The sequence below is a fragment of the Phaeobacter sp. genome (assembly GCF_022825805.1).
GTDB lineage: Bacteria > Pseudomonadota > Alphaproteobacteria > Rhodobacterales > Rhodobacteraceae > Phaeobacter.
Genome location: NZ_JAJDWC010000122.1, coordinates 42,399 through 64,389 on the forward strand (window position 1 = coordinate 42,399; position 21,991 = coordinate 64,389).

At 60.9% G+C, this 21,991-nt stretch carries 20 protein-coding genes; 9 read left to right on the forward strand and 11 right to left on the reverse strand.

What is annotated here, in order from left to right; all coding sequences use genetic code 11:
* Positions 1-2 precede the first annotated feature (2 nt).
* Both Q0C28_RS14240 and Q0C28_RS14245 read right to left on the reverse strand, forming a co-directional pair.
* On the reverse strand, positions 3-1,313 hold the full coding sequence (locus tag Q0C28_RS14240) for an aminotransferase class V-fold PLP-dependent enzyme (protein ID WP_293576799.1): 1,311 nt from the start codon (positions 1,311-1,313) through the stop codon (positions 3-5).
* 146 nt (positions 1,314-1,459) lie between these two features.
* Positions 1,460-2,383 (reverse strand): hydrogen peroxide-inducible genes activator, encoded by a 924-nt coding sequence (locus tag Q0C28_RS14245; RefSeq protein ID WP_293576800.1) that lies wholly within the window; start codon positions 2,381-2,383, stop codon positions 1,460-1,462.
* A gap of 225 nt (positions 2,384-2,608) precedes the next feature.
* Here Q0C28_RS14245 and Q0C28_RS14250 point away from each other — a divergent pair, with 225 nt between their 5' ends.
* From Q0C28_RS14250 to Q0C28_RS14265, 4 genes are all read left to right on the forward strand, one after another.
* Positions 2,609-2,845, forward strand: a complete 237-nt coding sequence (locus Q0C28_RS14250; RefSeq protein WP_293576801.1) for a DUF465 domain-containing protein — start codon at positions 2,609-2,611, stop codon at positions 2,843-2,845.
* Between the two features lie 800 nt (positions 2,846-3,645).
* Positions 3,646-5,523: an ABC transporter ATP-binding protein gene (locus Q0C28_RS14255; protein WP_293576802.1), complete on the forward strand. Its 1,878-nt coding sequence runs from the start codon at positions 3,646-3,648 to the stop codon at positions 5,521-5,523.
* A 67-nt stretch (positions 5,524-5,590) separates the two neighbouring features.
* Positions 5,591-6,331 carry a folate-binding protein gene (locus Q0C28_RS14260; RefSeq protein WP_293576803.1) on the forward strand — a complete coding sequence of 247 codons (741 nt, stop codon included), beginning with the start codon at positions 5,591-5,593 and terminating at the stop codon, positions 6,329-6,331.
* 169 nt (positions 6,332-6,500) lie between these two features.
* Positions 6,501-7,091 carry a hypothetical protein gene (locus Q0C28_RS14265; RefSeq protein ID WP_293576804.1) on the forward strand — a complete coding sequence of 197 codons (591 nt, stop codon included), beginning with the start codon at positions 6,501-6,503 and terminating at the stop codon, positions 7,089-7,091.
* A 154-nt stretch (positions 7,092-7,245) separates the two neighbouring features.
* Here Q0C28_RS14265 and efp read toward each other — a convergent pair whose 3' ends face one another.
* Positions 7,246-7,809 (reverse strand): elongation factor P, encoded by a 564-nt coding sequence (efp, locus tag Q0C28_RS14270; RefSeq protein ID WP_293576805.1) that lies wholly within the window; start codon positions 7,807-7,809, stop codon positions 7,246-7,248.
* Positions 7,810-8,025: 216 nt separating this feature from the next.
* Between efp and Q0C28_RS14275 the strand changes: the two genes are divergently transcribed.
* The gene (locus Q0C28_RS14275) at positions 8,026-8,343 is read left to right on the forward strand and encodes a DUF6280 family protein (RefSeq protein WP_008562897.1); all 318 of its coding nucleotides are present in this window, start codon (positions 8,026-8,028) and stop codon (positions 8,341-8,343) included.
* Between the two features lie 195 nt (positions 8,344-8,538).
* Entirely contained in the window at positions 8,539-9,999 is a 1,461-nt protein-coding gene (locus Q0C28_RS14280) for a cobyric acid synthase (RefSeq protein WP_293576806.1), read from the forward strand.
* 185 nt (positions 10,000-10,184) lie between these two features.
* Here Q0C28_RS14280 and Q0C28_RS14285 read toward each other — a convergent pair whose 3' ends face one another.
* The 4 genes from Q0C28_RS14285 to Q0C28_RS14300 all read right to left on the reverse strand — a co-directional run bounded on the left by Q0C28_RS14285 (position 10,185) and on the right by Q0C28_RS14300 (position 15,053).
* Positions 10,185-11,603 carry a hypothetical protein gene (locus Q0C28_RS14285; RefSeq protein ID WP_293576807.1) on the reverse strand — a complete coding sequence of 473 codons (1,419 nt, stop codon included), beginning with the start codon at positions 11,601-11,603 and terminating at the stop codon, positions 10,185-10,187.
* Between the two features lie 275 nt (positions 11,604-11,878).
* Positions 11,879-13,312 carry a TolC family outer membrane protein gene (locus Q0C28_RS14290; RefSeq protein WP_293576808.1) on the reverse strand — a complete coding sequence of 478 codons (1,434 nt, stop codon included), beginning with the start codon at positions 13,310-13,312 and terminating at the stop codon, positions 11,879-11,881.
* A 130-nt stretch (positions 13,313-13,442) separates the two neighbouring features.
* Positions 13,443-14,096, reverse strand: a complete 654-nt coding sequence (locus tag Q0C28_RS14295; protein WP_293576809.1) for a protein-L-isoaspartate O-methyltransferase — start codon at positions 14,094-14,096, stop codon at positions 13,443-13,445.
* 507 nt (positions 14,097-14,603) lie between these two features.
* A complete protein-coding gene (locus Q0C28_RS14300; RefSeq protein ID WP_293576810.1) occupies positions 14,604-15,053 on the reverse strand; it encodes a TraR/DksA C4-type zinc finger protein in 450 nt (149 codons plus the stop codon).
* Positions 15,054-15,599: 546 nt separating this feature from the next.
* Between Q0C28_RS14300 and Q0C28_RS14305 the strand changes: the two genes are divergently transcribed.
* Complete coding sequence (locus tag Q0C28_RS14305) at positions 15,600-15,749, forward strand: entericidin A/B family lipoprotein (RefSeq protein WP_293576811.1); 150 nt, start codon at positions 15,600-15,602, stop codon at positions 15,747-15,749.
* Positions 15,750-16,035: 286 nt separating this feature from the next.
* On the opposite strand, the gene Q0C28_RS14310 is transcribed toward Q0C28_RS14305, so the two are convergent.
* The 3 genes from Q0C28_RS14310 to lepA all read right to left on the reverse strand — a co-directional run bounded on the left by Q0C28_RS14310 (position 16,036) and on the right by lepA (position 19,353).
* Positions 16,036-16,737 carry an adenylate/guanylate cyclase domain-containing protein gene (locus Q0C28_RS14310; RefSeq protein WP_293576812.1) on the reverse strand — a complete coding sequence of 234 codons (702 nt, stop codon included), beginning with the start codon at positions 16,735-16,737 and terminating at the stop codon, positions 16,036-16,038.
* Between the two features lie 3 nt (positions 16,738-16,740).
* Positions 16,741-17,208, reverse strand: a complete 468-nt coding sequence (locus Q0C28_RS14315; protein ID WP_293576813.1) for a Pycsar system effector family protein — start codon at positions 17,206-17,208, stop codon at positions 16,741-16,743.
* A gap of 330 nt (positions 17,209-17,538) precedes the next feature.
* Positions 17,539-19,353, reverse strand: a complete 1,815-nt coding sequence (gene lepA / locus Q0C28_RS14320; RefSeq protein WP_293576814.1) for a translation elongation factor 4 — start codon at positions 19,351-19,353, stop codon at positions 17,539-17,541.
* Between the two features lie 463 nt (positions 19,354-19,816).
* Here lepA and Q0C28_RS14325 point away from each other — a divergent pair, with 463 nt between their 5' ends.
* Entirely contained in the window at positions 19,817-20,134 is a 318-nt protein-coding gene (locus Q0C28_RS14325) for a hypothetical protein (RefSeq protein ID WP_293576815.1), read from the forward strand.
* Positions 20,135-20,469: 335 nt separating this feature from the next.
* Positions 20,470-21,435, forward strand: coding sequence for a LysR family transcriptional regulator (locus tag Q0C28_RS14330; protein ID WP_293576816.1), 966 nt, complete (start codon positions 20,470-20,472; stop codon positions 21,433-21,435).
* A 72-nt stretch (positions 21,436-21,507) separates the two neighbouring features.
* Here the strand turns inward: Q0C28_RS14330 and Q0C28_RS14335 are convergent, their stop codons facing one another.
* Positions 21,508-21,945 carry a low molecular weight protein-tyrosine-phosphatase gene (locus tag Q0C28_RS14335; protein ID WP_293576817.1) on the reverse strand — a complete coding sequence of 146 codons (438 nt, stop codon included), beginning with the start codon at positions 21,943-21,945 and terminating at the stop codon, positions 21,508-21,510.
* Positions 21,946-21,991: the final 46 nt, after the last annotated feature.

The window sequence follows — 21,991 nt, forward strand, 5'->3', positions numbered from 1 at the left end:
GGTCAGCCGCAGCAGCTCTCTGACGCGGCGGCGGTATCGCCTGTTGCAGCTGACGCCTGTTTTGCAGCTGTCGCCTGCTTGGCACCTGTGGCCTGTTTTGCCCCTGTGGCCTGGGCGAGCACTGTGGCGGCGGCCTCAACCGCGCCGGAGCCATGGGGAATATCCAGCGCCTTCAGCCCTGTATCAACGCCGCCCAGCAGCCCCATGATCATCTGACCATTCACATGGCCCATATGGCCAAAGCGCAGATAGCCGTGCCATGCGGTGCTGTCCGGCGCTGCCATCCCCAGACCGATGCCCAGGGTCAGACCCAGCGTTTGCTCCAGCCACATGCGCAGCCGGGTGCCGTGTTCGGGGCCGATGTGCAGCGATGTCACCGCGTTGGAGCGCAACGCCACATCAGACACATTCATCTGCAACGGGCCATCCGCCCCCCACCGCGCGCAAGCGGCCCAGATCGCCTGGGCCAGCAGATGATGGCGCGCCCAAACCTGTTCCATCCCTTCGCCATGAATGAGATCAAGCGCGGCGCGCAGCCCGTAGAGATGATGGGTCGGGGCGGTGCCGCCAAAATACTGGTAATACGCGCCCGGATTGGCGCGCGGCACCCAATCCCAATAGCGGCTGACCCGTGGCAGACAGCCGCGTGCCTCTGCCGCCTTGGGTCCAAAGAACACGAAGGATACGCCAGCGGGCACCATCAGCCCCTTTTGGCAGCCTGCAACCATCACATCGACGCCCCAGTCGTCCATCTCGAACCGGTCACAGCCCAGCGATGCGATGCAATCCGCCATCAACAGCGCCGGATGCTGCGCCGCATCCAGACAGCTGCGCAGTGCGGCCACATCGTTTCGGATCGAGCTGGAGGTATCCACATGCACAGCCAGCACCGCCTTGATGCGGTGAGTTTTGTCCGCGGCCAGCGCCTCGGCAATCCGGTTCATATCCCATGCAGCATGGGTGCCGAAATCAAGGAGTTCGACCTCAATCCCCAGCGCCTCCGCCATTTCGGCCCAGCCGATCGCAAACTGACCCGAGGCAGGCACCAGCACCTTGTCGCCCGACGCCAATGTGTTCATCAGCGCAGCTTCCCAGGCACCATGGCCGTTGGAGATGTAGATCGCCGCATCATGCTGGGTGCGGGCCACCCGCTTGAGATCGGGGATCAGCGTTGCGGTCAGGTCGATCAGCTCACCGGCATAGATGTTGGGCGATGGCCGATGCATCGCCTGCAGAACCGTATCAGGGATCACCGACGGCCCGGGAATTGCCAGATAGCCACGCCCTGCGGCAAGTGAGACATCCGCTGTCATTCTACGCTCCCTGTTTGGATGCGGCCGACTGTGGCGCGGTGCGGCGGCGTCTGCAAGCCCCCAATTTTGGGGACGCATGGCAGGGCTCCTATCGCTTGGGACTGACCGCAGATATGGCGCTGCGCAGGACAAGCCACACTGCTGCGCTACAGCCGGATTGTGCCCGCAAACTCCCGCGCCAGCACCTCGCGGATGTAGCTTGCCAGCCGCTGATAGCTGGCCGGATTGCCGCTGCTGCTGCGCCAGGCGAGACCCACGTGGCGATAGGGTTCGGGGCGCAGCGCCAGAACGTCCACATCACCGCCGCCGCCGCGCACTTCGCTTTCGACATAGAGCGCGGGCAGCACCGTCACGCCCATATCCAGCGAAACCATCTGGCGCAGCGCGTCCAGACTGGTGCCTTCGAGATCCTGCCGCAGCATGGCACCACTGGCCGCAGCCAGATCGCTGGTTTGACGCCCCAAGGAATAGGACGCATTCAGCCCCAGCATGCTTTCGCCCTCAAGGGCGGTTCTGGAGATTTTGGCCTGACCGGCAAGCGGATGGCGCTGGGACACCGCAAGCAGCAGAGGTTCGCGAAACAGAAACTCATGGCGGATGTCATCGCGCGGCACGGGCAGCTGCGTCAGGATCAAATCATGCTGCCCCGCCATCAGATCCTCTGTCAGCATACGCGGCGGCCCGTCGCGGATGATCAGTTTGACATCGGGAAAGGCCGCAGGCAGCCCGCGCAGCACCCGTGGCAACAGATAGGGGCCAATGGTGGGGGACGAGCCAAGCCGCAGGGTGCCGACCAGCTGCTCCTGCGCCGATCCGGCCAGCTGGCCCAGCGCGTCAACGCTGCGCAGGATCTCCTCGGCGCGTTGCGCGGTTTCGCGGCCAACCGCCGTCAGGATGAGCCCGCTGCGGCGCCGTTCCACCAGTGGCGCACCAAGATGGGTTTCCAGCGCTGCAATCTGCAGGCTGAGCGAGGGCTGGCTGATCCCCAGCTGCCGGGCCGCAGTGCGATATTGCAGGGCGCGGCTCAGCACTGCGAAGTAGCGCAATTGCCGCAAGGTGATATCTGCCATCCGCTGCCCCTTTGCTGGTGACACGTTGTGATGACCCGCTGTGTGTCGCGGCCCATCCTGTCCAATGAATAGCCTGGCTCTTGATCGCGGCTGCTTCTTTATAAGATAGGAAAAACCTATCCTATTTCACCGTTACATTGGCTTCTTTTTCGTCCGCAGGTACCCATTTGTTCAACCATACGATGTACCCTGATCGTAATTTGGTGACACAGAATGGAGACCCGCATGAAACCCAACCCGAAGGTAAAGGCCTTCACCCTGCAGATACGTCTGGCCAAGCTGCGGCTGAAACACCGCAAGATCAAGGCCAAGATTGCGACCGAGCTGAACCGCGGTGCCCCCTGCGACAGCCAGTTGCACGGGCTGAAACAACAGCGCCTCGGCATCCGGCATGAGATGGTCGAATGCCTGTCAGGTCTGCGCCAGATTGCGCAGCCTGCAGCGGCGCAGCGCCCCAACTGATCGAGGTCCAGCCAGATGTTTTGCCCCCCAAACAGCCCCGCTGTGACGCGTTCGACGCCCGTAAGTCAGTCCTGGACATATCCGCTCCCGGATCCTGGCGATTTTGAATTTGAAGATGATGACGGCCCCGATGGAGGCTGCCCTGCCCTGGTGCAGATGCGGCCATATGCGCCCGTCGGTCGTCGCGACCTCTGAGACTGCGCCTGTCAGAGGTCAGACGTCTGCTCCCGGCGTAGGCCCACGCTGGCGGAGCGGATGCGGCTGCCTCCTCCTTTCCCGAAGTGAGGAGGCAGCCAAAGGGCCCTGCGCAGGTGCTGCGCCCCAATGCCCTGCCCCAAATTACGCTGCTCTAAGTTGCCATATCCAAGTTACCGGGCCCCAGGTTACCCAGCCCCAATGCTCTACCCGTCCAGCCTGGCGTGTCGCGCCCGCCGCACCACAGCCAACTCTTCCTCATACTGCTAAACGCCCCCCAGCAGATGCGCACCAGCGATCCGCACGAGAGCGCCGCAAACGGTGGCCGCGCTTGCACCTTTGTCTCCAGCTGCTTAAATGGCGCTACTCTGGCGTCTGCGTCAGCATCGGAATGACAATAACGGTTGCAAGCCTTGTCCCAGACTGACTCAAACTCCGCCGGACCGAATTCTTCTGGCTCCAATTCTACCGATTCCAATTCTTCTGGCTCCAGCTCAGCTGAGGGCAAATTCGCCGGTGCAAATCCTGCGGAAGTAAAGACATCGGGCGAAGATCCATCGAATGAACCAGCGCCAGCAGACAGCACGGCCACCACCAGCGCCAAGATGACGGCGCCGAAAGAGCCTGCGGCGCATATGTCCTCGCGGGAATTGCTGGCCTGGTTGTGGCGGGGATACCTGCGGCACTACATGGGGCTGTTGGGGCTGGCCGTGGTCTTCATGCTGATCGAAGGCGGCACCGTTGGCGGCCTGAGCTACATGATGCAGCCGATGTTTGATCTGGTCTTTGTCGAGGGCAACACCACGGCATTGTTCTGGGTCAGCCTGGCCTTTCTGATCATCTTTTCGGTCCGCGGCATCGCCAGCGTCTGCCAGAAGGTGATCCTGAGCAAGATTTCCCAGACCTCCGCCGCCCATATGCGCAAGGATATGCTGGCGCGACTGATCCAGCAGGATCCGGCCTTTCACCAGGTCAACCCGCCCGGATTTCTGATCCAGCGGGTGCAAAGCGATGTCATGGCGATCAATTCGGTCTGGCAGGCGATCATCACCGGCGCGGGCCGCGATGTGACCCAGTTGGTGGCCGTGTTGGGGGTTGCGATCAGCGTGGATTGGCGCTGGACCGTGATTATGCTGATCGGCCTGCCGATGCTGCTGCTGCCCCTGGCGGCGGTGCAGCGGTATGTGCGGCGCAAAGCATCGCAGGCGCGCGATCTGGGCGCGTCGCTGTCGACCCGCCTGGACGAGATCTTTCACGGTATTGTCCCGATCAAGCTGAACAATCTCGAAGACTATCAGAGCGAGCGGTTTGGCGGCCATATGGATCAATTTGTCCGCTCTGAGGTGCGCGCGTCCTTTGGTGTGGCCTCCAGCACCGGGATGATCGACATCATGGCGGGCCTCGGCGTGATGGGCGTCGTGCTTTATGGCGGGGCCGAAATCATCGAGGGCGAAAAAACGGTGGGGGAGTTCATGAGCTTTTTCACCGCGATTGGCCTGGCCTTTGATCCGATGCGTCGGCTTGCCTCGATCAGCGGCACATGGCAGGCGGCGGCCGCGGCGATGGAGCGGATCAAGGAGCTGATGGATACGCCCATCCAGCTGACCTCTCCGCCAGAGCCCAAACCTGCCCCCAAAGGCCTGCCGGAGGTTGCATTGCGGGACGTCACCCTGCGTTACGGCGACGCCGATGTGCTGCGCAACCTGTCACTGGTCGCCGAAGCGGGCAAAACCACGGCTCTGGTTGGAGCATCTGGAGCCGGGAAATCCACCATTTTCAACCTGCTGACCCGACTGGTCGATCCGCAAGAGGGCCGCGTTCAGGTTGGTGGTATCGGCGTCAACGAGATGGACATCGGCGATCTGCGCGGGCTGTTTTCGGTCGTAACCCAAGAAGCGCTGCTGTTTGATGAAACCCTGCGCGAGAACATCCTGCTGGGCCGCACGGATGTGAGCCCACAGCAGCTGCAGGAGGTGCTGGACGCCTCCCATGTTTCGGATTTCCTGCCCAAACTCGCTGATGGGTTGGACACATTGGTGGGGCCGCGCGGCTCTGCCCTGTCCGGCGGGCAACGCCAGCGGGTGGTGATTGCGCGCGCGTTGTTGCGGGACACGCCGATCCTGCTGCTGGACGAGGCCACCTCCGCGTTGGATGCCCAATCGGAAAAAGTGGTGCAACAGGCGTTGGAGAAACTGTCCGGCGGTCGCACCACGCTGGTAATTGCGCACCGCCTGTCCACCATCCGCAATGCCGATAAGATCGTGGTGATGGAACGCGGCCAGGTGATGGATCAGGGCAGCCACGAAGAGCTGCTGGAGCGCGGCGGGATCTATGCGGATCTCTATCGTTTGCAATTCCAAGATGGCAAAACCCTGGTCGACACCGAAGGCATGGCCGCGCAATTGACCGATGATAAGGCGATGGGCGGTGAGAAGGTCCAATCGCCCTGGTTCCGCCGTCTGGCGCGACGGATCTTTGGGTGATGCCATTGCGCCCCGCAACCTGCGCGCCATATCTGCAATGAGCCACAGTCAAGAAGGAGCAGATGACATGTCCAACCGCCGTATCCTGCGCGTGACCGGAACCGACGCCCATGCCTTTCTGCAGGGGCTGATCACCAATGATGTTCAAAAGGTGCGCGAGGGGCTGGTTTATGCTGCGCTGCTGACACCGCAGGGCAAATATCTCGCCGATTTCTTTGTGCTGGCCGATGGCGATGATCTGCTGATCGATGTGGACGAAAATCTGGCCGATGGTTTGCAGAAACGGTTGAACATGTATCGCCTGCGGGCGGATGTGCGTATCGAGGCCTGCGATCTTCTGGTGCGCCGCGGCACCGGCCCTGCGCCTGAGGGCGCGCTGGCGGATCCGCGTCATGGCGATCTGGGCTGGCGGCTTTACGGCGCTGAAGGCGGCGAGGATGGCAGTGATTGGGATGCGATCCGCGTGGCCCATGGCATCCCGGAAACCGGCATCGAGCTGGGATCCGACAGCTATATCCTGGAAGCTGGGTTTGAGCGGTTGAACGGCGTTGATTTCCGCAAAGGCTGCTATGTGGGTCAGGAAGTGACCGCGCGGATGAAACACAAGACCGAGCTGCGCAAGGGGTTGGTGACCGTCGCTGTTGAAGGCGCGGCCCCAACTGGCACCGAGATCCGGCGCGCGGAGAAACCTGTCGGCACCCTGTTCACCCAGGCGGGCGGCAAGGGAATCGCCTACCTACGCTATGACCGCGCGGGCGAGGATATGCAGGCAGACAGTGCAACGGTGCGCTGGTCGAAAGACGGCTGAGGCGCCAAACGCCAACGTTGAATTTGTGGTATCACTGCGCGGCGCAGCACTCACCCGCTGCCGCCCTGTCCCCGTTCGCCTCCACTGGCGGTGTTATGACGTAACGTCATTGCAAGACCTCTGCCCTACTCTGCGCACACTGGCGCAAGCGTAACGTGAGGATCTGCCCATGACCGTGCTATCAAAACTCTTCGGTGCCGCACTGACAGGAGGGCTTGCATGTGGGGCTGCTCCTGCCCTTGCGAGTGACTATTGGGAGTATCAGGATTGGTCCGTCGCGGTGGAAGACCGCATCACCGAGGAACACGATTGGCGCGATTGCAGCGCCTGGACCGGCGGCGACGGAGACCCAATTGTTCGGCTCGAAGTGACCCAAGACGACATCGGCCCGCCAGAGAGCTACCCGCAGCTGCACTACCGCGAGATTGCCCCGCGCGGCTATCCCACCCATGTGGTGCATGGGCAGGCCATCGGGTTCATCATCGATAATCAGGCGGTGTTCTACGCCATAGCGGATGGCGACATAAATGACGAAGGGCTGGCCGAAGTGTCGGCGCTGGCACGCTGGAACGACGCGCTGAACCTGATCCGCTGGATGCAGGCGGGAACGACGCTGGATGTCCATATCGTGCGTCCCTATGACGGTGGTGAAACCGCATTGCGGGCGTCTTTGGCCGGGTTCACCGCCGCCTATGGCAAGATGATGGACGCTTGTGGGTTTTCGCTGGAGCTGCGCGAGTTGGAAATCGACTACAACTGATCGGTGTTTGATGGTGGCCTGATGGGCCTTGCAAGGGCGGTTGCACCCTAAATCCCACCCTCGGTCCCAGCCTGCTCCGACCACACAGTACGCATGAAAAAACCCCCGGCGCAAATACGCAGGGGGCTGATCTTATTGGATGTTTCCCGACGGCTTAGGCGCGTTCGGAATACTCCATGGTCTCGGTGTTGACGACGATCATTTCGTCCTGGCCCACAAACGGCGGCACCATGACCTTGACGCCATTGTCGAGGATCGCAGGCTTGAAGGAGTTTGCCGCGGTCTGACCTTTGACCACTGGCTCGGTCTCAACGATCTTGCAGGTGACTTTCTGTGGCACGGTCGCGTTCAGCGCTTCGGCTTCGTAGAATTCAACCACGATGGTCATGCCGTCCTGCAGAAACGGGCGGCGGTCGCCCAGCAGATCTGCGGGCAGTTCGATCTGCTCGTAGGTTTCAGCATCCATGAACACCAACATGCCGTCGCTTTCATAAAGGAACTGCTGGTCTTTCTGTTCCAGGCGCACGCGCTCGACCTTGTCAGCGGAGCGGAACCGCTCGTTCAGCTTGGAGCCGTTGCGCAGATTGCGCAGTTCGACCTGGGCGAACGCACCGCCTTTGCCGGGTTTGACGTGGTCGACTTTGACGGCGGCCCAGAGCCCGCCGTTGTGCTCCAGAACATTGCCGGGGCGGATCTCGTTACCATTGATTTTGGGCATGTCAAAAATCCCTCTCGGGTGGTTGATGAACTGTTAACCGCCCCTATATCTGGCAGGGACTCGGCTGGCAAGACAACGATATGTCGTGTGCGAGGGGATAGAGCTATGCAAATTGTGCATAAAAGATATGCATATGCGGGCTACCCGAATCGTCACATTTCCGCCATAAGGAGCGTCACGCCGAAATTGCAATAGCAAGAACAAAAAGGAAGCGAGATGCGAGATTTCGTTGACGGCACCGCATACAACAATGAGCAAGGCAATCGGGCACGCAAACTCTTCGCGGCAGTTGTACTGGCTGCGCTGGATGATGCGATCGCCGATGATAAAAAATATGGAAACGGTCCAGAGCAGATCGCCCGCTGGGCGCGGTCGCGCGATGGCCGCGAAGTGCTGAGCTGTGCGGGTATCGACCCCAATGAGCGCGTTGTCAGTGGCCTGATGGAATTTGTCGGCCGTGGTGTGCGCACCTCTGTTGCCTTGTCGCGCGAAGAAAGCGAACGCCGCAACGCAGCGCAGGCCGAAGCGGCCTGAGCCACAGACCTGCCAATCTGACTGCTGCCAGTCTGACTGCTGCCAATCTGTCGAAAAGAACGTGCCCTGGGGCGCGTTCTTTCTTTTTGGGATGACGGTTTTCAACGGGATACGCCGCTTGGCGGGGTTTTCAGCGCTTGAAAAATCCGCCATGGCTGCCAGCTCTAGGGCAATGACAACCGCAGGACTGATCCCATGACCGCACGCGCCATCATGATCCAGGGCACCGGCAGCAATGTCGGCAAATCCATGCTTGTGGCTGGTATGGCCCGTGCCTTTGTGCGCCGCGGTCTGCGGGTGGCTCCGTTCAAGCCGCAGAACATGTCCAACAATGCTGCGGTCACCCCTGAGGGCGGCGAAATTGGCCGCGCGCAGGCGTTGCAGGCGCGTGCATGCATGCGCCCGCCGCACACCGACATGAACCCTGTGTTGCTGAAGCCCGAAACGGATACGGGCGCACAGGTGATTGTGCAGGGCAAGCGGCGCGGCACCCAGGCAGCCGGATCCTTCATGCGCGACAAATCCGGCCTGCTGGAGGCCGCGCTCGAGAGTTTCAACCGGTTGGCCGAGGATGTGGATCTGGTGCTGATCGAAGGCGCAGGCTCACCTGCAGAAACCAACCTGCGCAAGAACGACATTGCCAATATGGGCTTTGCCTGTGCGGCGCAGGTGTCGGTGATCCTGGTGGGTGATATCCACCGCGGCGGGGTGATCGCCCAGATCGTGGGCACCCATGCGGTTCTGGACGATCAGGATCTGGAGCGGATCAAAGGCTTTGCCGTGAACCGGTTTCGTGGTGACCGCAGCCTGTTTGATGGCGGACGCGATGATATTGCGGCGCGCACCGGCTGGCCCTCGATCGGGGTGGTGCCGTGGTTCTGGGATGCCTGGAAACTGCCGGCCGAGGATATGATGGACATCGCCTCGCGACCCGGAGGCGCCTGCAAGATCGTGGTCCCGCAACTGGAGCGGATGGCCAATTTCGACGATCTGGACCCGCTGGCGGCGGAACCCAATGTGACTGTCGACATCATCCCCCCCGGTCGCGCCCTGCCCGGCGATGCGGATCTGGTTTTGATCCCCGGCAGCAAATCCACCATCGGCGATCTGGCCTACCTGCGGGCGCAGGGTTGGGATGTCGACATCCTGGCGCATTACCGGCGTGGCGGCCATGTCATGGGGCTGTGCGGCGGCTATCAGATGCTGGGCACATCGATTGACGACCCTGACGGGGTCGATGGCCGTCCGGGCCGGGTTGATGGGCTGGGCCTGCTGGATGTGCAAACAGTCATGGCCGGAGAGAAACGGGTCACGCTGACCGATGCCACCACGCGCAATGGCGGTCTGCCGGTGCAAGGCTATGAAATCCACATGGGCCGAACGGATGGTGGCGATTGCGCGCGCGCCTGGCTGGATATCGCAGGCCGACCCGAAGGCGCAGCCTCTGCCGATGGTCGCGTGCGCGGATCCTATCTGCACGGTTTGTTTTCAGCTGATGCGTTCCGGGCGCAATTCCTGGCCGATCTCGGCACCGACAGCGTGGCAGGCTATGACGATGGGGTTGAGGCCACGCTGGATGCGCTGGCCGATCATCTGGAGGCCTATATGGATCTGGATCAGGTGCTGGCGCTGGCCGACCCCGTCACCCGGCGCTGAGCACGCCTGACATTGGGAGGCAGGTCACCCTACAAGTCACACCCCAACTGGCTGGCCAGTCTCAGCGGCGGACCGCTGCAGCCCCATGATTTGCGCCATCTGCGCCAAGAGCCCCAGATGGACCGGTCACGCTTGGTCCAGTCATGCGTGGGCCAGCTATGCTGCGGTCTGTGCCAAGGTGGTGTTTACAGGAGGTCTTGTGCGGCGAGCGCGCGTTTGATTTCGCGGCGCACCAGTTTGCGAACGTTGCGGGTGATCCGCTCGCCCAGGGCACCCTGCAGTTCGGCGCGCACGATATCGACCACCAAGGCGCGCAGGCCGTCCTCGTCAAGGACGGTTTCACCCGCCTCTGCCGCGTCCACCACCTGCGAGGCGATATGATCCGTCACCTGTTCGCTCAGCGCCTCTGCCAAACCGGTGGCGGCAGGCTCTGCAGCTACTGTTTCATCCTGATCAGCCTGCGGCGTTGGCGCTGCGGCCGGTGCTGAAGCAAGTGCTGAAGCAGGTTCAGGGGACCGCTCAGCGTTTGTATCAGTAGCCATCTGATCAGTGGTTGGTTCAGCGACAGCATCCGGGCCGTTTTGGTGATCGGCGCCTGCTGCCGGTGCAGAGCCGTCACCGTCGCGATCGCCGTCCATATCACTGTCGCCATCGGGCCAGTCCATCGCCTCCAGATCCGTGCCGGCATAAGGCGTGTCGCGGCTGCCGTCGGGCTCCCAGAGCACCGGGCGGGTCACATTGGCGGCCTCCATCTCGGCCAGTTTTTGGACCACAGCGCCCACTTTGGGATTGAGCGCTGTCGCCTGCTGCGGCGGGGTCGTGGGGCTGGTGGTCGCACCGGTGGAGACGCCTGCGGCCTGAAACAGAGTTGCGCCTGGGCTGGTCCAGGGCGCGTCCGGGTCAAGGATTTCGGCGGGCTGCTCCTCAGCGACAGTGCCTGTGTTTGTATCTGTGTATACGGCCGCAGGTTCGGCCTGCAAAGGGTCTGTTTCTACGGGTTCTGTTTCAGCAACCTCTGTCTGCGCCTCAATGGCGCCAGTCGCGGGAAAGTCATCTGCCGGGGCAGCTTCGGCGAGCGTTTCTTCTGCCTCATCCCGAGCGGCGGCGGCGGTCAGCTGGTTGAAAAACACGAGATCCTGATTCTCGGCATCCCGGTCATGCAGCGCGGAGAGATCCCATGGCGCGGTTGGATCTGCCTCTACCGCCTCAACTTGGGTATTCGGCGTATCAGCCGGTGTCAGCCGATCTTCGGGCACGCGCAGCGCGGGTGTCAGCACAAGACGGGTGACGGGCGCTTTGCCCTTCTGCCGCTCTGTTGTGTCTGTTGTGTCTTTGGCGACCGTACCACCAGGCATGTTTGTGCAGGTCCCGGCAGGTGCGGATGGCACGGGTTTCACGGACTGTATGGGCTGCACAGGTTTTACGGGCTGCGCAGGTCTGATGGGCTGCGCAAGCGGATTTCCCAGATGCAGTGGTGCATCCTGCGCAGCATGGCGTTGCGCCTTGCCGGAGGTGGCCAGTGCGCCACGGGTGTCTTCGCTCACCAAACGGCGAATAGAGGACAGTACGTCTTCGATTTCGTTCTGGGTCACCGGGTCGGACATTTTGCCTATCACTCTCGCCTCTGCGTTGGAGTGTAGCGGGTGGCATCGGTCCAGACAACCGTTTGGATCAACACAATATTAATCATCATGACAGACGAAATATCCGGCGAAATGGTTAACGCGCCCATAGAGTTAGAGCATGACAGTCGACCCGCGACCTTTGGTCTGTGTCATGATGATCGCAGGGCCAACATGGCATCTATCTGGGCGCTGAAAACACAAACGGCCCGCGCGGTGCGCAGGCCGTTTCGGTTCAAATTCAAAGGTGAACCAGATCAGTTTTTGCCCAATGCGCGCATCACGCGATCCAGGTCTTTGCTGCGCTTGCTGACATAGGCTGGCGCATCCTCGACAAGGTTGTAGTAGAGCGTCGGATCATACAGCTCGACCGCCAGGCCCAAGCGTTCCGCGGTCAACAGGCCCTGTGATTGCAACAAAGCATAAGCGGCAAGCGCCTGGTTGGCGCGGGCCTGAACGCGGGCGGTTTTGGCGTCCAGCAATTCCTGTTCGGCCTGCAGCACGTCCAGCGTGGTCCGGGCGCCCAAGGTTGCTTCTTCGCGGATGCCATCAAAAGCGACCTGCGCCGCACGCACGCGTTCCTCGGAAGACCGCAAGCTCGCACCTGCGGTGTCCAGCGCCACATAGGCAGCGGCCACATCCTGAGCGACACCGCGCTGGGTGGTGATCAACGCGCCCCGTTCGGCCTGCAGACGTGCGATCCCGGCCCGACGCGCCGAGGCGACAGAACCGCCAGCATAGAGCCGCTGCGCCAATGTCAGGCTGGCCCCGGACGAATCACGGGTGCCTGCGCCACGGGCATTTTCCGCATGGGCGATATTGGCCCGCAGCGTGACGGTTGGGCCCAGGGTCCGTGCGGTGCTTTGCGCTGCGAGATCAGCGGCCTTGACCGCGTGCTGCTGCGCCAAGAGGCTGGGGTGATTGCGCATCGCCACCGCTTCGGCAGCTGCGAGAGAGGCCACGCGCTGCGGCAAAGGTGGCTGGCCCGCAATGGTGCCCGGCTGCTGACCGACCGCTTCCACATAAACCGCTTGTGCGTCCTGCAGCGCGCCCCGGCTTTCGGTGAGGCTGGCCTGCGCCGCGGCAACCCGGCTTTCGGCCAGGGCGACATCGGTGCGGGTCACTTCGCCCACTTCAAACCGGTCGTTGGCGGCGCGCAGTTCTTCCTGCAACAGGCGCAGGTTGTTGCGACGCAGGGAGACATTGTCCTGCTGCAACAGCACATTCACATAGGCCTGCACCGCGGCGAACAGGACCTGCTGTTCCAGATCGACCAGCGCCTGACGGGTGGACAGCACGGTTTCCTGCGCCGCCAGTTTGCTGAACTTGGACGCGCCGTTGTCAAACAGCAGCCAGGACAGATCCAGGCCTGTCGAAATCGTGGTGTCATGTTTGGAGGCTGCGCCATTGGCGAACCCGTTGCGCAGGTAGTTGCGCTCTGCCCGCGCGACCCAATCCACCACGGGGCGCAGGCGCGCCACAGCGGCGGCCACGTTTTCGTCGGTGGCCCGCAGCAAGGCGCGGTTCTGTTCCAAAAGGCCGCTGTTTTTGTACGCCCCAATCATCGCGTCGGACAAATTGTCCGCCATGGCCGGTTTGGACGTCGTTGTGGTCAGGCCAACCCCGCCCGCCAAGACCCCGCCTGCAAAGACAATGGCCTTCAGCACCTGTGCGGTCCGTTTTTTACGCATCTTATGCCTCTTCTGCTCTGCTGTGGTCCGCAGACCACCGGCATCCTTGGGGTGCCTAAACTCCAGGCCGGTCTGTGGGCGACCTGATCAACTTTCCTTCGGCCCGACCGGGCCGGAGACGCGACAGCGCTTAAAGCGCGAATTCCTTGCCCTTGGCAAATCCGGGCAACACAGGCGCGCCCGCATTGAATGCCAGACGCCAGGACATCTGTCCCTGGCTCTTGTAGCCGATGCGGACCTCGCCCAGAGCACCGGTCATGAAGATCGCGATGGCGCGGCCACCATCCTTCAACTGGTCCAGCAGCGTGTCCGGCAACACCTCGACGCCGCCCTGCACGATCAGGACATCGTAGGGGCCGTGTTCTGCTGCGCCATCCACCAGCGCGCCACCATGGACAATCGCATTGTCGGCAGACACGGCAGAGAGCTGATCCTGCGCTTCGCTGGCGAGATCTTCGTTTTCTTCAACGCCGATGACCAGCTGCGCCAGCCGCGCCACAATGGCGCTGGAATAGCCCATGCCACACCCGATATCGAGCACCAGCTCATCGGGGCGCACATCCAACGCGTCGAGCATCTTAGCCAGGGTCCGCGGCTCCAGCAGCACACGCCCCTCTGCCACATCGATATTGCCATCGGCATACGCAGCTTCACGCTGGGCGTCCGCGACGAACGCCTCGCGCGGGACAGCAAGCATCGCTTCAATGATGGGAAATTTCGTGACATCCGACGGGCGGATCTGCGTGTCCACCATCATTCGGCGGCGCTCGGAGAAGTCAGTCATGCGAAACTCGTCTGTTCATTTGGTTGAGAGCTTTGTGCCACATCACCCGCAAGGCGGCAACGGTGCGGGTCGCATTTCTGGCTGCGTTACTGTGACTTCGATCACAGACTGAGGCAGTTGCGCCACCCCTGTCGCTGCGAGGGCGCGTCGCCGGGGCCGCTGCTGCCGTGTCTTGCGTTGCGGCTTGCTCAGTCGGGGGCAGATCTATTCCGCTGACAGCTGATCTATTTCGCCAACACTTGGCCGACTTAACCAAAATCTGTGTCCGGGGCAGAGCCTGCAGATCACGGCGCGGCGGTGGGGAACGCCAGGCTTGCTGTCATGATCTGCGATGGATGCGCGGCGAGGTCCAGTGGCGTCGACCGTACCACGGAGCGGCCCCGCAGGCATCGCGCTCTGCCCCGGTTTTGGCACCGCAAAGACGGGCCAATTGGTATCGTTTGCTGGTTCTGACGCCCCTGGTTGTTCTGACGTTACAGCCGGGATCTGACGTTCCTGTGCCTTCGATCAGCCCGTCGCGCAGGACCGGCAAAATGGCGAGGCTGGCTGGGCGTTGCGATGGGCGTCATCAATCCGGTCGCCGCAGATCTGGCAATAGCCCGCCGACCCCTCATCCACCCGGTGCAATGCGGCCTCGATATCGCGGCGCATCTCTGCCCATTGACGGCTGAGCGCCACCTGCAGCCGGGTTTGGCGCGGCTGTCCAGGGTCCTGCGGAAACAGCGGCACAATCTCGGCGCTGGAACCGGTTGGCCGGGGCGCGCGTGTTTTGGAGGCTGCGCCCTGTTGGTCGGCGTGGTCGGCCAGTCGCGCAGGCTGGAGCGAAATAGAGGAAGCATCCCGCGGCCCGCCCTGCCCTGCGGCGCGCAGATCGGTGCTGCCAGACCCGGCGTTTGTCGCGGTATCTGTCGTGGTTCTTGTGGCGTCTGTACCGGCATCTATGTCTGTGTGCTTCACCTGACCCTCCCCTAACTATAAAACCTGATCTTGGATCCTCATTTTGGATCTTGCATCCCGGACTGGGCCCGGCTTGCTGTGCAGTTCGACCGATGGTGTCGTGGCGCGACCATGGCCCTCGGTGTTGGCAGCCGCGGCTGACCCCGCCACCCGCCACCCGCCACCCGGAGCGGCAAACGGCAGGCCGACAGTTTATATGGTCTTTGGCGTTGGCAATTGTGCTGGCTGGAGCGCGGTTGTGCAACCACAAATACAACCTATGATAGTTTCTCGACACCTCAAACTCACCGATTTTGGGGAGGTGGTTGGTTTGGGAGGGGCAAATTGCGGGCAAAGGATTCGCGCGGGGCAGCCCGGCCCTCTTGGGGCCCACGCCACCCCACACCCAACGCATTGGCGCAGGTTGGCGGCCGATTGGTGGCATGGGACAGGCAGCATAGGCGCGACGAAAACCTCACATCTGCGCGACAGGACACCGCCGCCCCCTAGCCGCGCCCGGCGAGCGTTGCTATGCATCGGAAGAAACCACCAGAGGGAACGATGATCATGGTCCGAACCGCATTGAGCAGCCTGGCACTGGTTGGCCTCCTCATGGGGCTGAGCGGCTGCGAAACCACCAAAGGCGCCGGCCGCGATCTGCAACGCGCAGGCCAAGCCATCAGCGGCGCCGCCCAGGACGTGCAAAACGCACTCTGAACCGCCCCGCGCAAGCGACGGCGATACACGCGCCGCAACAGAGTGAAACCGTTCACCCCAGGGGGCTGGACGGTTTTTTATTTTTTGAAGGGGATGGCCGCGCGACACCAAGGAGGAGGAGATTCTGTCCCTTTTTCAAGTGGCGAACGGACGGTTTAGCTGCGTGGGTTTCTCTGGCTCAGCGCAAAAACCAAAAAGGGCAGCACCTGACCTCGGGTGGGTGCGAAGCGTCCTCTCGGTTTGACGGGAAGGTCGGGCGCTGCCCGGTCTGACGACCGGGTGACCCTTAAGAGACTTTCCACTTCCAATTAGAGCGATAGATCCTCATACCATCCATTGGAGTCCAACTGCATTCCTCCCACATCGAACGCTTGGGGCTACCTCCAAACTTTGCTTTGTCAGCCATTTTATCAAATACACGATGAGTAATCCAAGTTGGATATTCGCTAGGCAGTGAGTTCAGCTTGGCCGCGATGTTTGCAGCATTTCCAATCCACGCAAGATCATTGTTGTCACGAACACCGCCCCGGATCACTAAAATATCCGAGCAATCAATCCCGACCGTGTGCTTAAGCCCGTATTTCGTTCCCGGATATTGCAGTAGAAGCCGGGGGGAAATTATTTCCTTTACAGCATAGTTTATCTTAAGCGCTGCTTTAACCGCATCGGTATTTGGAGTGTCGCCATCAAAAACTCCCATAACACGGTCCCCATCGAAGGACCGTATCTCACCGCCCTCACTGGCTATCAAACGCGAAGCACAGTACAAAAACACCTTGTACACCTCGGCAGCAAATTCCCTTTTGTAGTTCTTCACCAAGGCAGTAGATGAATCAAGGTCAGCATAAAGCACAGTAGCTGTCAGGTTTTTCCCATGATTCCCCATCCCAATGCTCTTTGTTTCAGGAACCACCCGAGCATCTACATACTGCCAAGAAGATTTGAAGGTACTGGAAACCCTATTTTCAAGATCATTTCTGAGAGACATTTCTTACCCTGCCGCTAAGGAAATCAGCCATATTGGCGTTGCAAAAACAAGAAATATAATTGCGCGCCCTACACACCCATGTTTGTAATTTGCAATCTTGGCATTAACGTGGATCTGCCCAATCAAGTCCTCCAAATGCTCTTTTGGACTCTCACCCAAAACCGAACGCAAAAACACCTCTTCATCCTGACACGAAATCTTCCCAAAGAAGATATTAGAATTTTCAGGACCTTTCAGTCTTGGAATTAATGCTGAAGCGACATAGAACATAACCCACAGAAGCAGGAACGTCGAAACAAATAATGGCGCATCCATCCAGCTAATTGTTTCAATTTTCTCACCAAACCCAGCAAGTGAAATGGCAAGCATTGCGAGAGGGATCGGTCCAACCACTGTCAGTTTAGCGTCTGCTGAAACAATCCATGCTAGTTGCCTCTCTAGTACCCACTTAAGTTTTTGATCTTCTGGCATTCGACTCACCTTATAGATGTCATTTCGTTTACACCTCGCCTACAGGCAAGTCCAATGAGTACCCTTTGGCTCCGCGCCCGCCCGTGGGGGCGGATCGGGCGCTGCCCGGCCTTTCGGCCGGGTGAGACAGAGGCAATCGCAGATATGAAAAACGGGGCCGTGGCCCCGTGTTGCATACGTTCGAATGGGTCGCGTTTCCGGCGAAGAACACCCCAAGCAGACACGGAATTGGCTGCGCTCAATGCTTTCGCCCGGCGTCCCTAAAATGGTCAGCCGGGCTCCGCCCCTTCGCACCTGAAACGCTCCGCTGGAGCGTTTCCTGGACGGTGCTCAGCCATCCATCTTCAGGGCGGAAATAAACGCCTCCTGCGGGATATCAACCTTGCCGAACTGGCGCATCTTCTTCTTACCGGCTTTCTGCTTGTCCAGCAGTTTGCGTTTCCGGGTGGCGTCGCCGCCGTAGCATTTGGCGGTCACGTCCTTGCGCAGGGCGGAGAGGGTTTCGCGGGCGATCACCTTGCCGCCGATGGCCGCTTGGATCGGGATCTTGAACATGTGGCGCGGGATCAGATCCTTGAGCTTCTCGCACATGGCCCGGCCGCGCATTTCGGCGCGGTCGCGGTGGACCATGGTGGAGAGCGCATCAACCGGTTCGTCATTCACCAGAACCGACATCTTGACCAGATTGTCCTCCCGGTAGCCGATCATCTGATAGTCGAAGGAGGCATAGCCTTTGGTCACGGATTTCAGACGGTCATAAAAGTCGAAGACCACCTCGTTCAGGGGCAGATCATAGACCACCATGGCGCGGGAGCCGGCATAGGTGAGATCTTCTTGAATGCCGCGGCGGTCCTGGCAGAGTTTCAGCACGTCACCGAGATATTCATCCGGCACCAGAATGGTCGCCTTGATGCGCGGCTCTTCCATGTGGTCGATTTTGGACATGTCGGGCATATCGGCCGGGTTGTGCAGCTCGATCATCTCGCCGGGCTCGCTTTCCTTGCCCTTCATATAGATGTGATAGATCACCGAGGGTGCGGTGGTGATCAATTCGATGTTGTATTCCCGTTCGATCCGGTCGCGGATCACCTCCAGATGCAGCAGCCCGAGGAAGCCGCAGCGGAAACCAAAGCCGAGCGCGGCCGAGGTTTCCATTTCAAAGCTGAAGGAGGCATCGTTCAGCGCCAGCTTGTCGATGGCGTCGCGCAGATCCTCAAACTCGGCGCTGTCGACGGGGAAGAGGCCACAGAACACCACTGGCTGCGCAGGCTTATAGCCGGGCAGCGCCACTTCGGTGCCGTTGCGGTCATTGGTGATGGTGTCGCCGACGCGGGTGTCGCGCACCTGTTTGATCGACGCGGTCAGGAAGCCGATTTCGCCGGGGCCCAGGTGGTCCACCATCTGCATTTCGGGGCGGAAGACGCCGACGCGGTCCACATGGTGCAGCGTGCCATTGGACATGAATTTGACCCGCATGCCCTTTTTCAGGGTGCCATCCATGATGCGGACCAGAACGATGACGCCGAGGTAGGCATCATACCAGCTGTCCACCAGCATCGCTTTCAGCGGCGCGTCCAGCGTGCCTTCGGGGGCGGGTAGAAGTTTGACGACCGACTCCAGCGTGTCGCGGATGCCCTGCCCGGTTTTGGCAGAGACCTGAATGGCCTCGCTCGCATCAATGCCGATCACGTCTTCGATCTGTTCGGCGACGCGGTCACAATCAGAGGCAGGCAGGTCGATTTTGTTCAGGACAGGCACGATTTCATGATCCGCATCGATCGCCTGATAGACGTTGGCCAGCGTCTGGGCCTCAACGCCCTGGGTGCTGTCCACCACCAACAGCGAGCCTTCGACCGCGCGCATGGAGCGTGACACCTCATAGGCGAAGTCGACGTGACCTGGCGTGTCGATCAGGTTCAACACATAGGTTTCGCCGTCGTCGGCCTTGTAGTCGATGCGCACGGTGTTGGCCTTGATGGTGATGCCGCGCTCGCGCTCGATATCCATGCTGTCGAGCAGCTGTTCTTTCATATCGCGATCCTCGACCGTTCCGGTCTCCTGAATGAGCCGGTCAGCGAGGGTGGATTTGCCATGGTCGATATGCGCGACGATGGAGAAATTGCGGATTTTATCGAGCTCTGTCATGCAGTAGGATATGATTTGGATTTGGGGTTTGGTCAAGATGGATTGACGCGCCCAGACGCGAGGTTTTGAGCCAAAACCGCCGGAAATGGCGCCCCTGCCAGCGGTCGGGCCAAAGCTGGTGCAAAAGCGCACTGCCAAGCGTGCCCAAATGATCCTTCGAAGACCGTTCATAAGGCGGTGCAAACGCCGCGGTTCGCGTGGGCATCAAAGCCCCGTTTCAGGCGCGATCGGTACCATACGCAAGGCGGGGCACAGTACCCAAGGCGGAGCATAGTGGCAGATTTTTGCCGAGAGCTGGCGCTGCCATGCGCCGGATTGAAAGCACAGGCCCCTTGCGTCATAGTCGCGCCAAATAGAGCAGTTCACGCTCGGATCACAGCATTCCATGGGTCGGCTTGCCGAAAGGCCGCGAAGGATCCGCTGCTGAGTTCATCGACAGGGTTTAGGGACGGTTTTAGGGACAATGACAAAACAGCTACTCCTCCGCGCTGCGCTTTGTGCAGCCTTGGGTGCCACATTCATGCCTGCGTCTGCTACGGCGGGAGCGATTGAGAAGGCCTGCCGGCAATCTGACCGCACTGCCGCCTCCCCCAGCCTGTGCCGCTGCATCCAATCGGTGGCAGATGCCAGCCTGAACCGCAGCGAACGGCGCACCGTGTCGAAATGGTTCAGCGAGCCGGATCGGGCGCAGGACGTGCGCCAATCCGACCGGCGGTCTGATGAACGGCTTTGGGCCCGCTACAAGGCCTTTGGCGAAACGGCGTCTCGGGTCTGCGGCTAAGCATATCGGGTTTGCGGCCAAGCCCACGCGGTGGCGAAGCATCGCTGTGCAGCAGCTCGGCCAGCCGGAACATGTCTGGTCAGCCAGAACGCCTCTGGTAAGTTAGGCCGCGCAAAATGTGATACGGGCTGATCCGCCATCTATCCCTTTGATCTGGCCGGTTTGATTGATCTCACAGGTCCGCAAGGGCTTGCGTCACCACCTGACTTCCCGCAAAGCTGATCAAGATCCACAACCCCAGCGGCCTGTCTGTGCAGCAGCGCGTGAAAGCGCCGCCGCAAGGTCGCCCATACAGCAGGGAGCCCCCTGCCCGAAGAAGACGCAGGAGCGCAAAGATGTTGATGAAAGGGGTGACCCTGCGAGGGCTGGAAGTCTTTGAATCGCTTGCAAAAACGGGATCTGTGGCGCAAACGGCTGCCTTGACGGGGCTCAGCCAGCCTGCGGTCAGCCAACAGCTGCGCAATCTCGAAAGCGCATTGGGCGCGGAGCTGGTCAACCACGGCCGTCGCCCGATGATCCTGACCCCGGCGGGGCGCAACTTTCTGATCCGAACCGAAGCGGTGCTGAGCGAATTGCGGCTGGCGCAAAGCGAATTGAACGTGGTGGATTTGAACCACCTGTCGACGCTGTCCATTGGGATCATTGATGATTTCGACAACGAGCTGACACCCCGGCTGGTCACCACACTGGCAGAAAGCCTGGTGAATTGCCGGTTCAAAATGATCACGGCGGCCAGTCATGAAATCCTCGATGCGCTTGTGGCCAAGGATCTGCATATTGCGGTGGCCGCCACCACAGGGGAGCTGCGCGACGGGGTGACAGAATATCCGCTGGTGCGCGACCCGTTCATGCTGGTTGCGCCGCGCGGTTTGTTGCGCAAACCGGAGGCCGAATTGGATCTGCTGCGCTCGATCCCGTTTCTGCGCTATGAAAGCGCGCAGCTGATTTCACAGCAGATCGAAGCGCATCTGGCCCGGCAAAAACTGCTGTTTGAAGAACGGTTTGAAATTGGCTCCCATCAGGCGCTGATGGCGCTGGTCGCCCGGCGTATTGGGTGGGCCATCACAACGCCATTGGGCTATATGCGGGCGGCGCGGTTCCATGATGAGATTGAAGCGTTTCCACTGCCTTTTGGCACATTTGCGCGGCAGATTTCGCTCTGTGCCAGTTCCGATTGGGCCGACCGGGTGCCGCGCGATGTGGCGCAAACGGTGCGGCGGCTGGTGCAAGGCCATATGATCGATCCAGCCATGCAGCGATTGCCCTGGCTCGCAGGCGATCTGAAGGTTTTGGAAGACTGATCCGCGGGCCAAGCCTGCCATTGGCGCATTCGGTGACGCCCAGCATCAGCCGTTCGGCCACCCTGCCCGCAGCTAGAGCGTTTTGGCCAACCCGGCAGCAGCGTCTTCGATAAGGTCGAGACAACCCTCAAAATCACGGGTGTAGTAAGGGTCCGGCACGTGATCGGCCCCCGGCAGGCTGGCATAGTCTGTGAACAGCCTGACAGGCGTTGTGTTGCTGCTGGGGCGCTGAGCCTCGATATCGCGCAGATTATCCGCATCCATCGCTAGGATCAGATCAAAGCGGGCGAAATCCTCTGCAATAAACTGACGCGCGCGCAAATCCGACAGATCGTAGCCGCGCTGGGAGGCAGCTGCCTGTATCGGCCCATAGGGTGCAGCACCAATGTGATAGCCCGCTGTGCCCGCACTGTCCGTCACCACCTGGGGGCACAGGTCGCGAAACACACCTTCTGCCGCAGGCGACCGGCAGATGTTTCCGAGACAGACAAACAAGATGCGTTCCGCCATGGGCTAGACTCCTTATGCGGGCGTTCATGCGATGCACGGCCCACTC

Bases quoted from the DNA above. Each gene is read 5' to 3' on its own strand.
- Q0C28_RS14240 (WP_293576799.1), bottom strand. From the start codon at position 1,313: ATGACAGCGGATGTCTCACTTGCCGCAGGGCGTGGCTATCTGGCAATT.
- Q0C28_RS14245 (WP_293576800.1), bottom strand. From the start codon at position 2,383: ATGGCAGATATCACCTTGCGGCAATTGCGCTACTTCGCAGTGCTGAGC.
- Q0C28_RS14250 (WP_293576801.1), top strand. From the start codon at position 2,609: ATGAAACCCAACCCGAAGGTAAAGGCCTTCACCCTGCAGATACGTCTG.
- Q0C28_RS14255 (WP_293576802.1), top strand. From the start codon at position 3,646: ATGACGGCGCCGAAAGAGCCTGCGGCGCATATGTCCTCGCGGGAATTG.
- Q0C28_RS14260 (WP_293576803.1), top strand. From the start codon at position 5,591: ATGTCCAACCGCCGTATCCTGCGCGTGACCGGAACCGACGCCCATGCC.
- Q0C28_RS14265 (WP_293576804.1), top strand. From the start codon at position 6,501: ATGACCGTGCTATCAAAACTCTTCGGTGCCGCACTGACAGGAGGGCTT.
- efp (WP_293576805.1), bottom strand. From the start codon at position 7,809: ATGCCCAAAATCAATGGTAACGAGATCCGCCCCGGCAATGTTCTGGAG.
- Q0C28_RS14275 (WP_008562897.1), top strand. From the start codon at position 8,026: ATGCGAGATTTCGTTGACGGCACCGCATACAACAATGAGCAAGGCAAT.
- Q0C28_RS14280 (WP_293576806.1), top strand. From the start codon at position 8,539: ATGACCGCACGCGCCATCATGATCCAGGGCACCGGCAGCAATGTCGGC.
- Q0C28_RS14285 (WP_293576807.1), bottom strand. From the start codon at position 11,603: ATGTCCGACCCGGTGACCCAGAACGAAATCGAAGACGTACTGTCCTCT.
- Q0C28_RS14290 (WP_293576808.1), bottom strand. From the start codon at position 13,312: ATGCGTAAAAAACGGACCGCACAGGTGCTGAAGGCCATTGTCTTTGCA.
- Q0C28_RS14295 (WP_293576809.1), bottom strand. From the start codon at position 14,096: ATGACTGACTTCTCCGAGCGCCGCCGAATGATGGTGGACACGCAGATC.
- Q0C28_RS14305 (WP_293576811.1), top strand. From the start codon at position 15,600: ATGGTCCGAACCGCATTGAGCAGCCTGGCACTGGTTGGCCTCCTCATG.
- Q0C28_RS14310 (WP_293576812.1), bottom strand. From the start codon at position 16,737: ATGTCTCTCAGAAATGATCTTGAAAATAGGGTTTCCAGTACCTTCAAA.
- Q0C28_RS14315 (WP_293576813.1), bottom strand. From the start codon at position 17,208: ATGCCAGAAGATCAAAAACTTAAGTGGGTACTAGAGAGGCAACTAGCA.
- lepA (WP_293576814.1), bottom strand. From the start codon at position 19,353: ATGACAGAGCTCGATAAAATCCGCAATTTCTCCATCGTCGCGCATATC.
- Q0C28_RS14325 (WP_293576815.1), top strand. From the start codon at position 19,817: ATGACAAAACAGCTACTCCTCCGCGCTGCGCTTTGTGCAGCCTTGGGT.
- Q0C28_RS14330 (WP_293576816.1), top strand. From the start codon at position 20,470: ATGTTGATGAAAGGGGTGACCCTGCGAGGGCTGGAAGTCTTTGAATCG.
- Q0C28_RS14335 (WP_293576817.1), bottom strand. From the start codon at position 21,945: ATGGCGGAACGCATCTTGTTTGTCTGTCTCGGAAACATCTGCCGGTCG.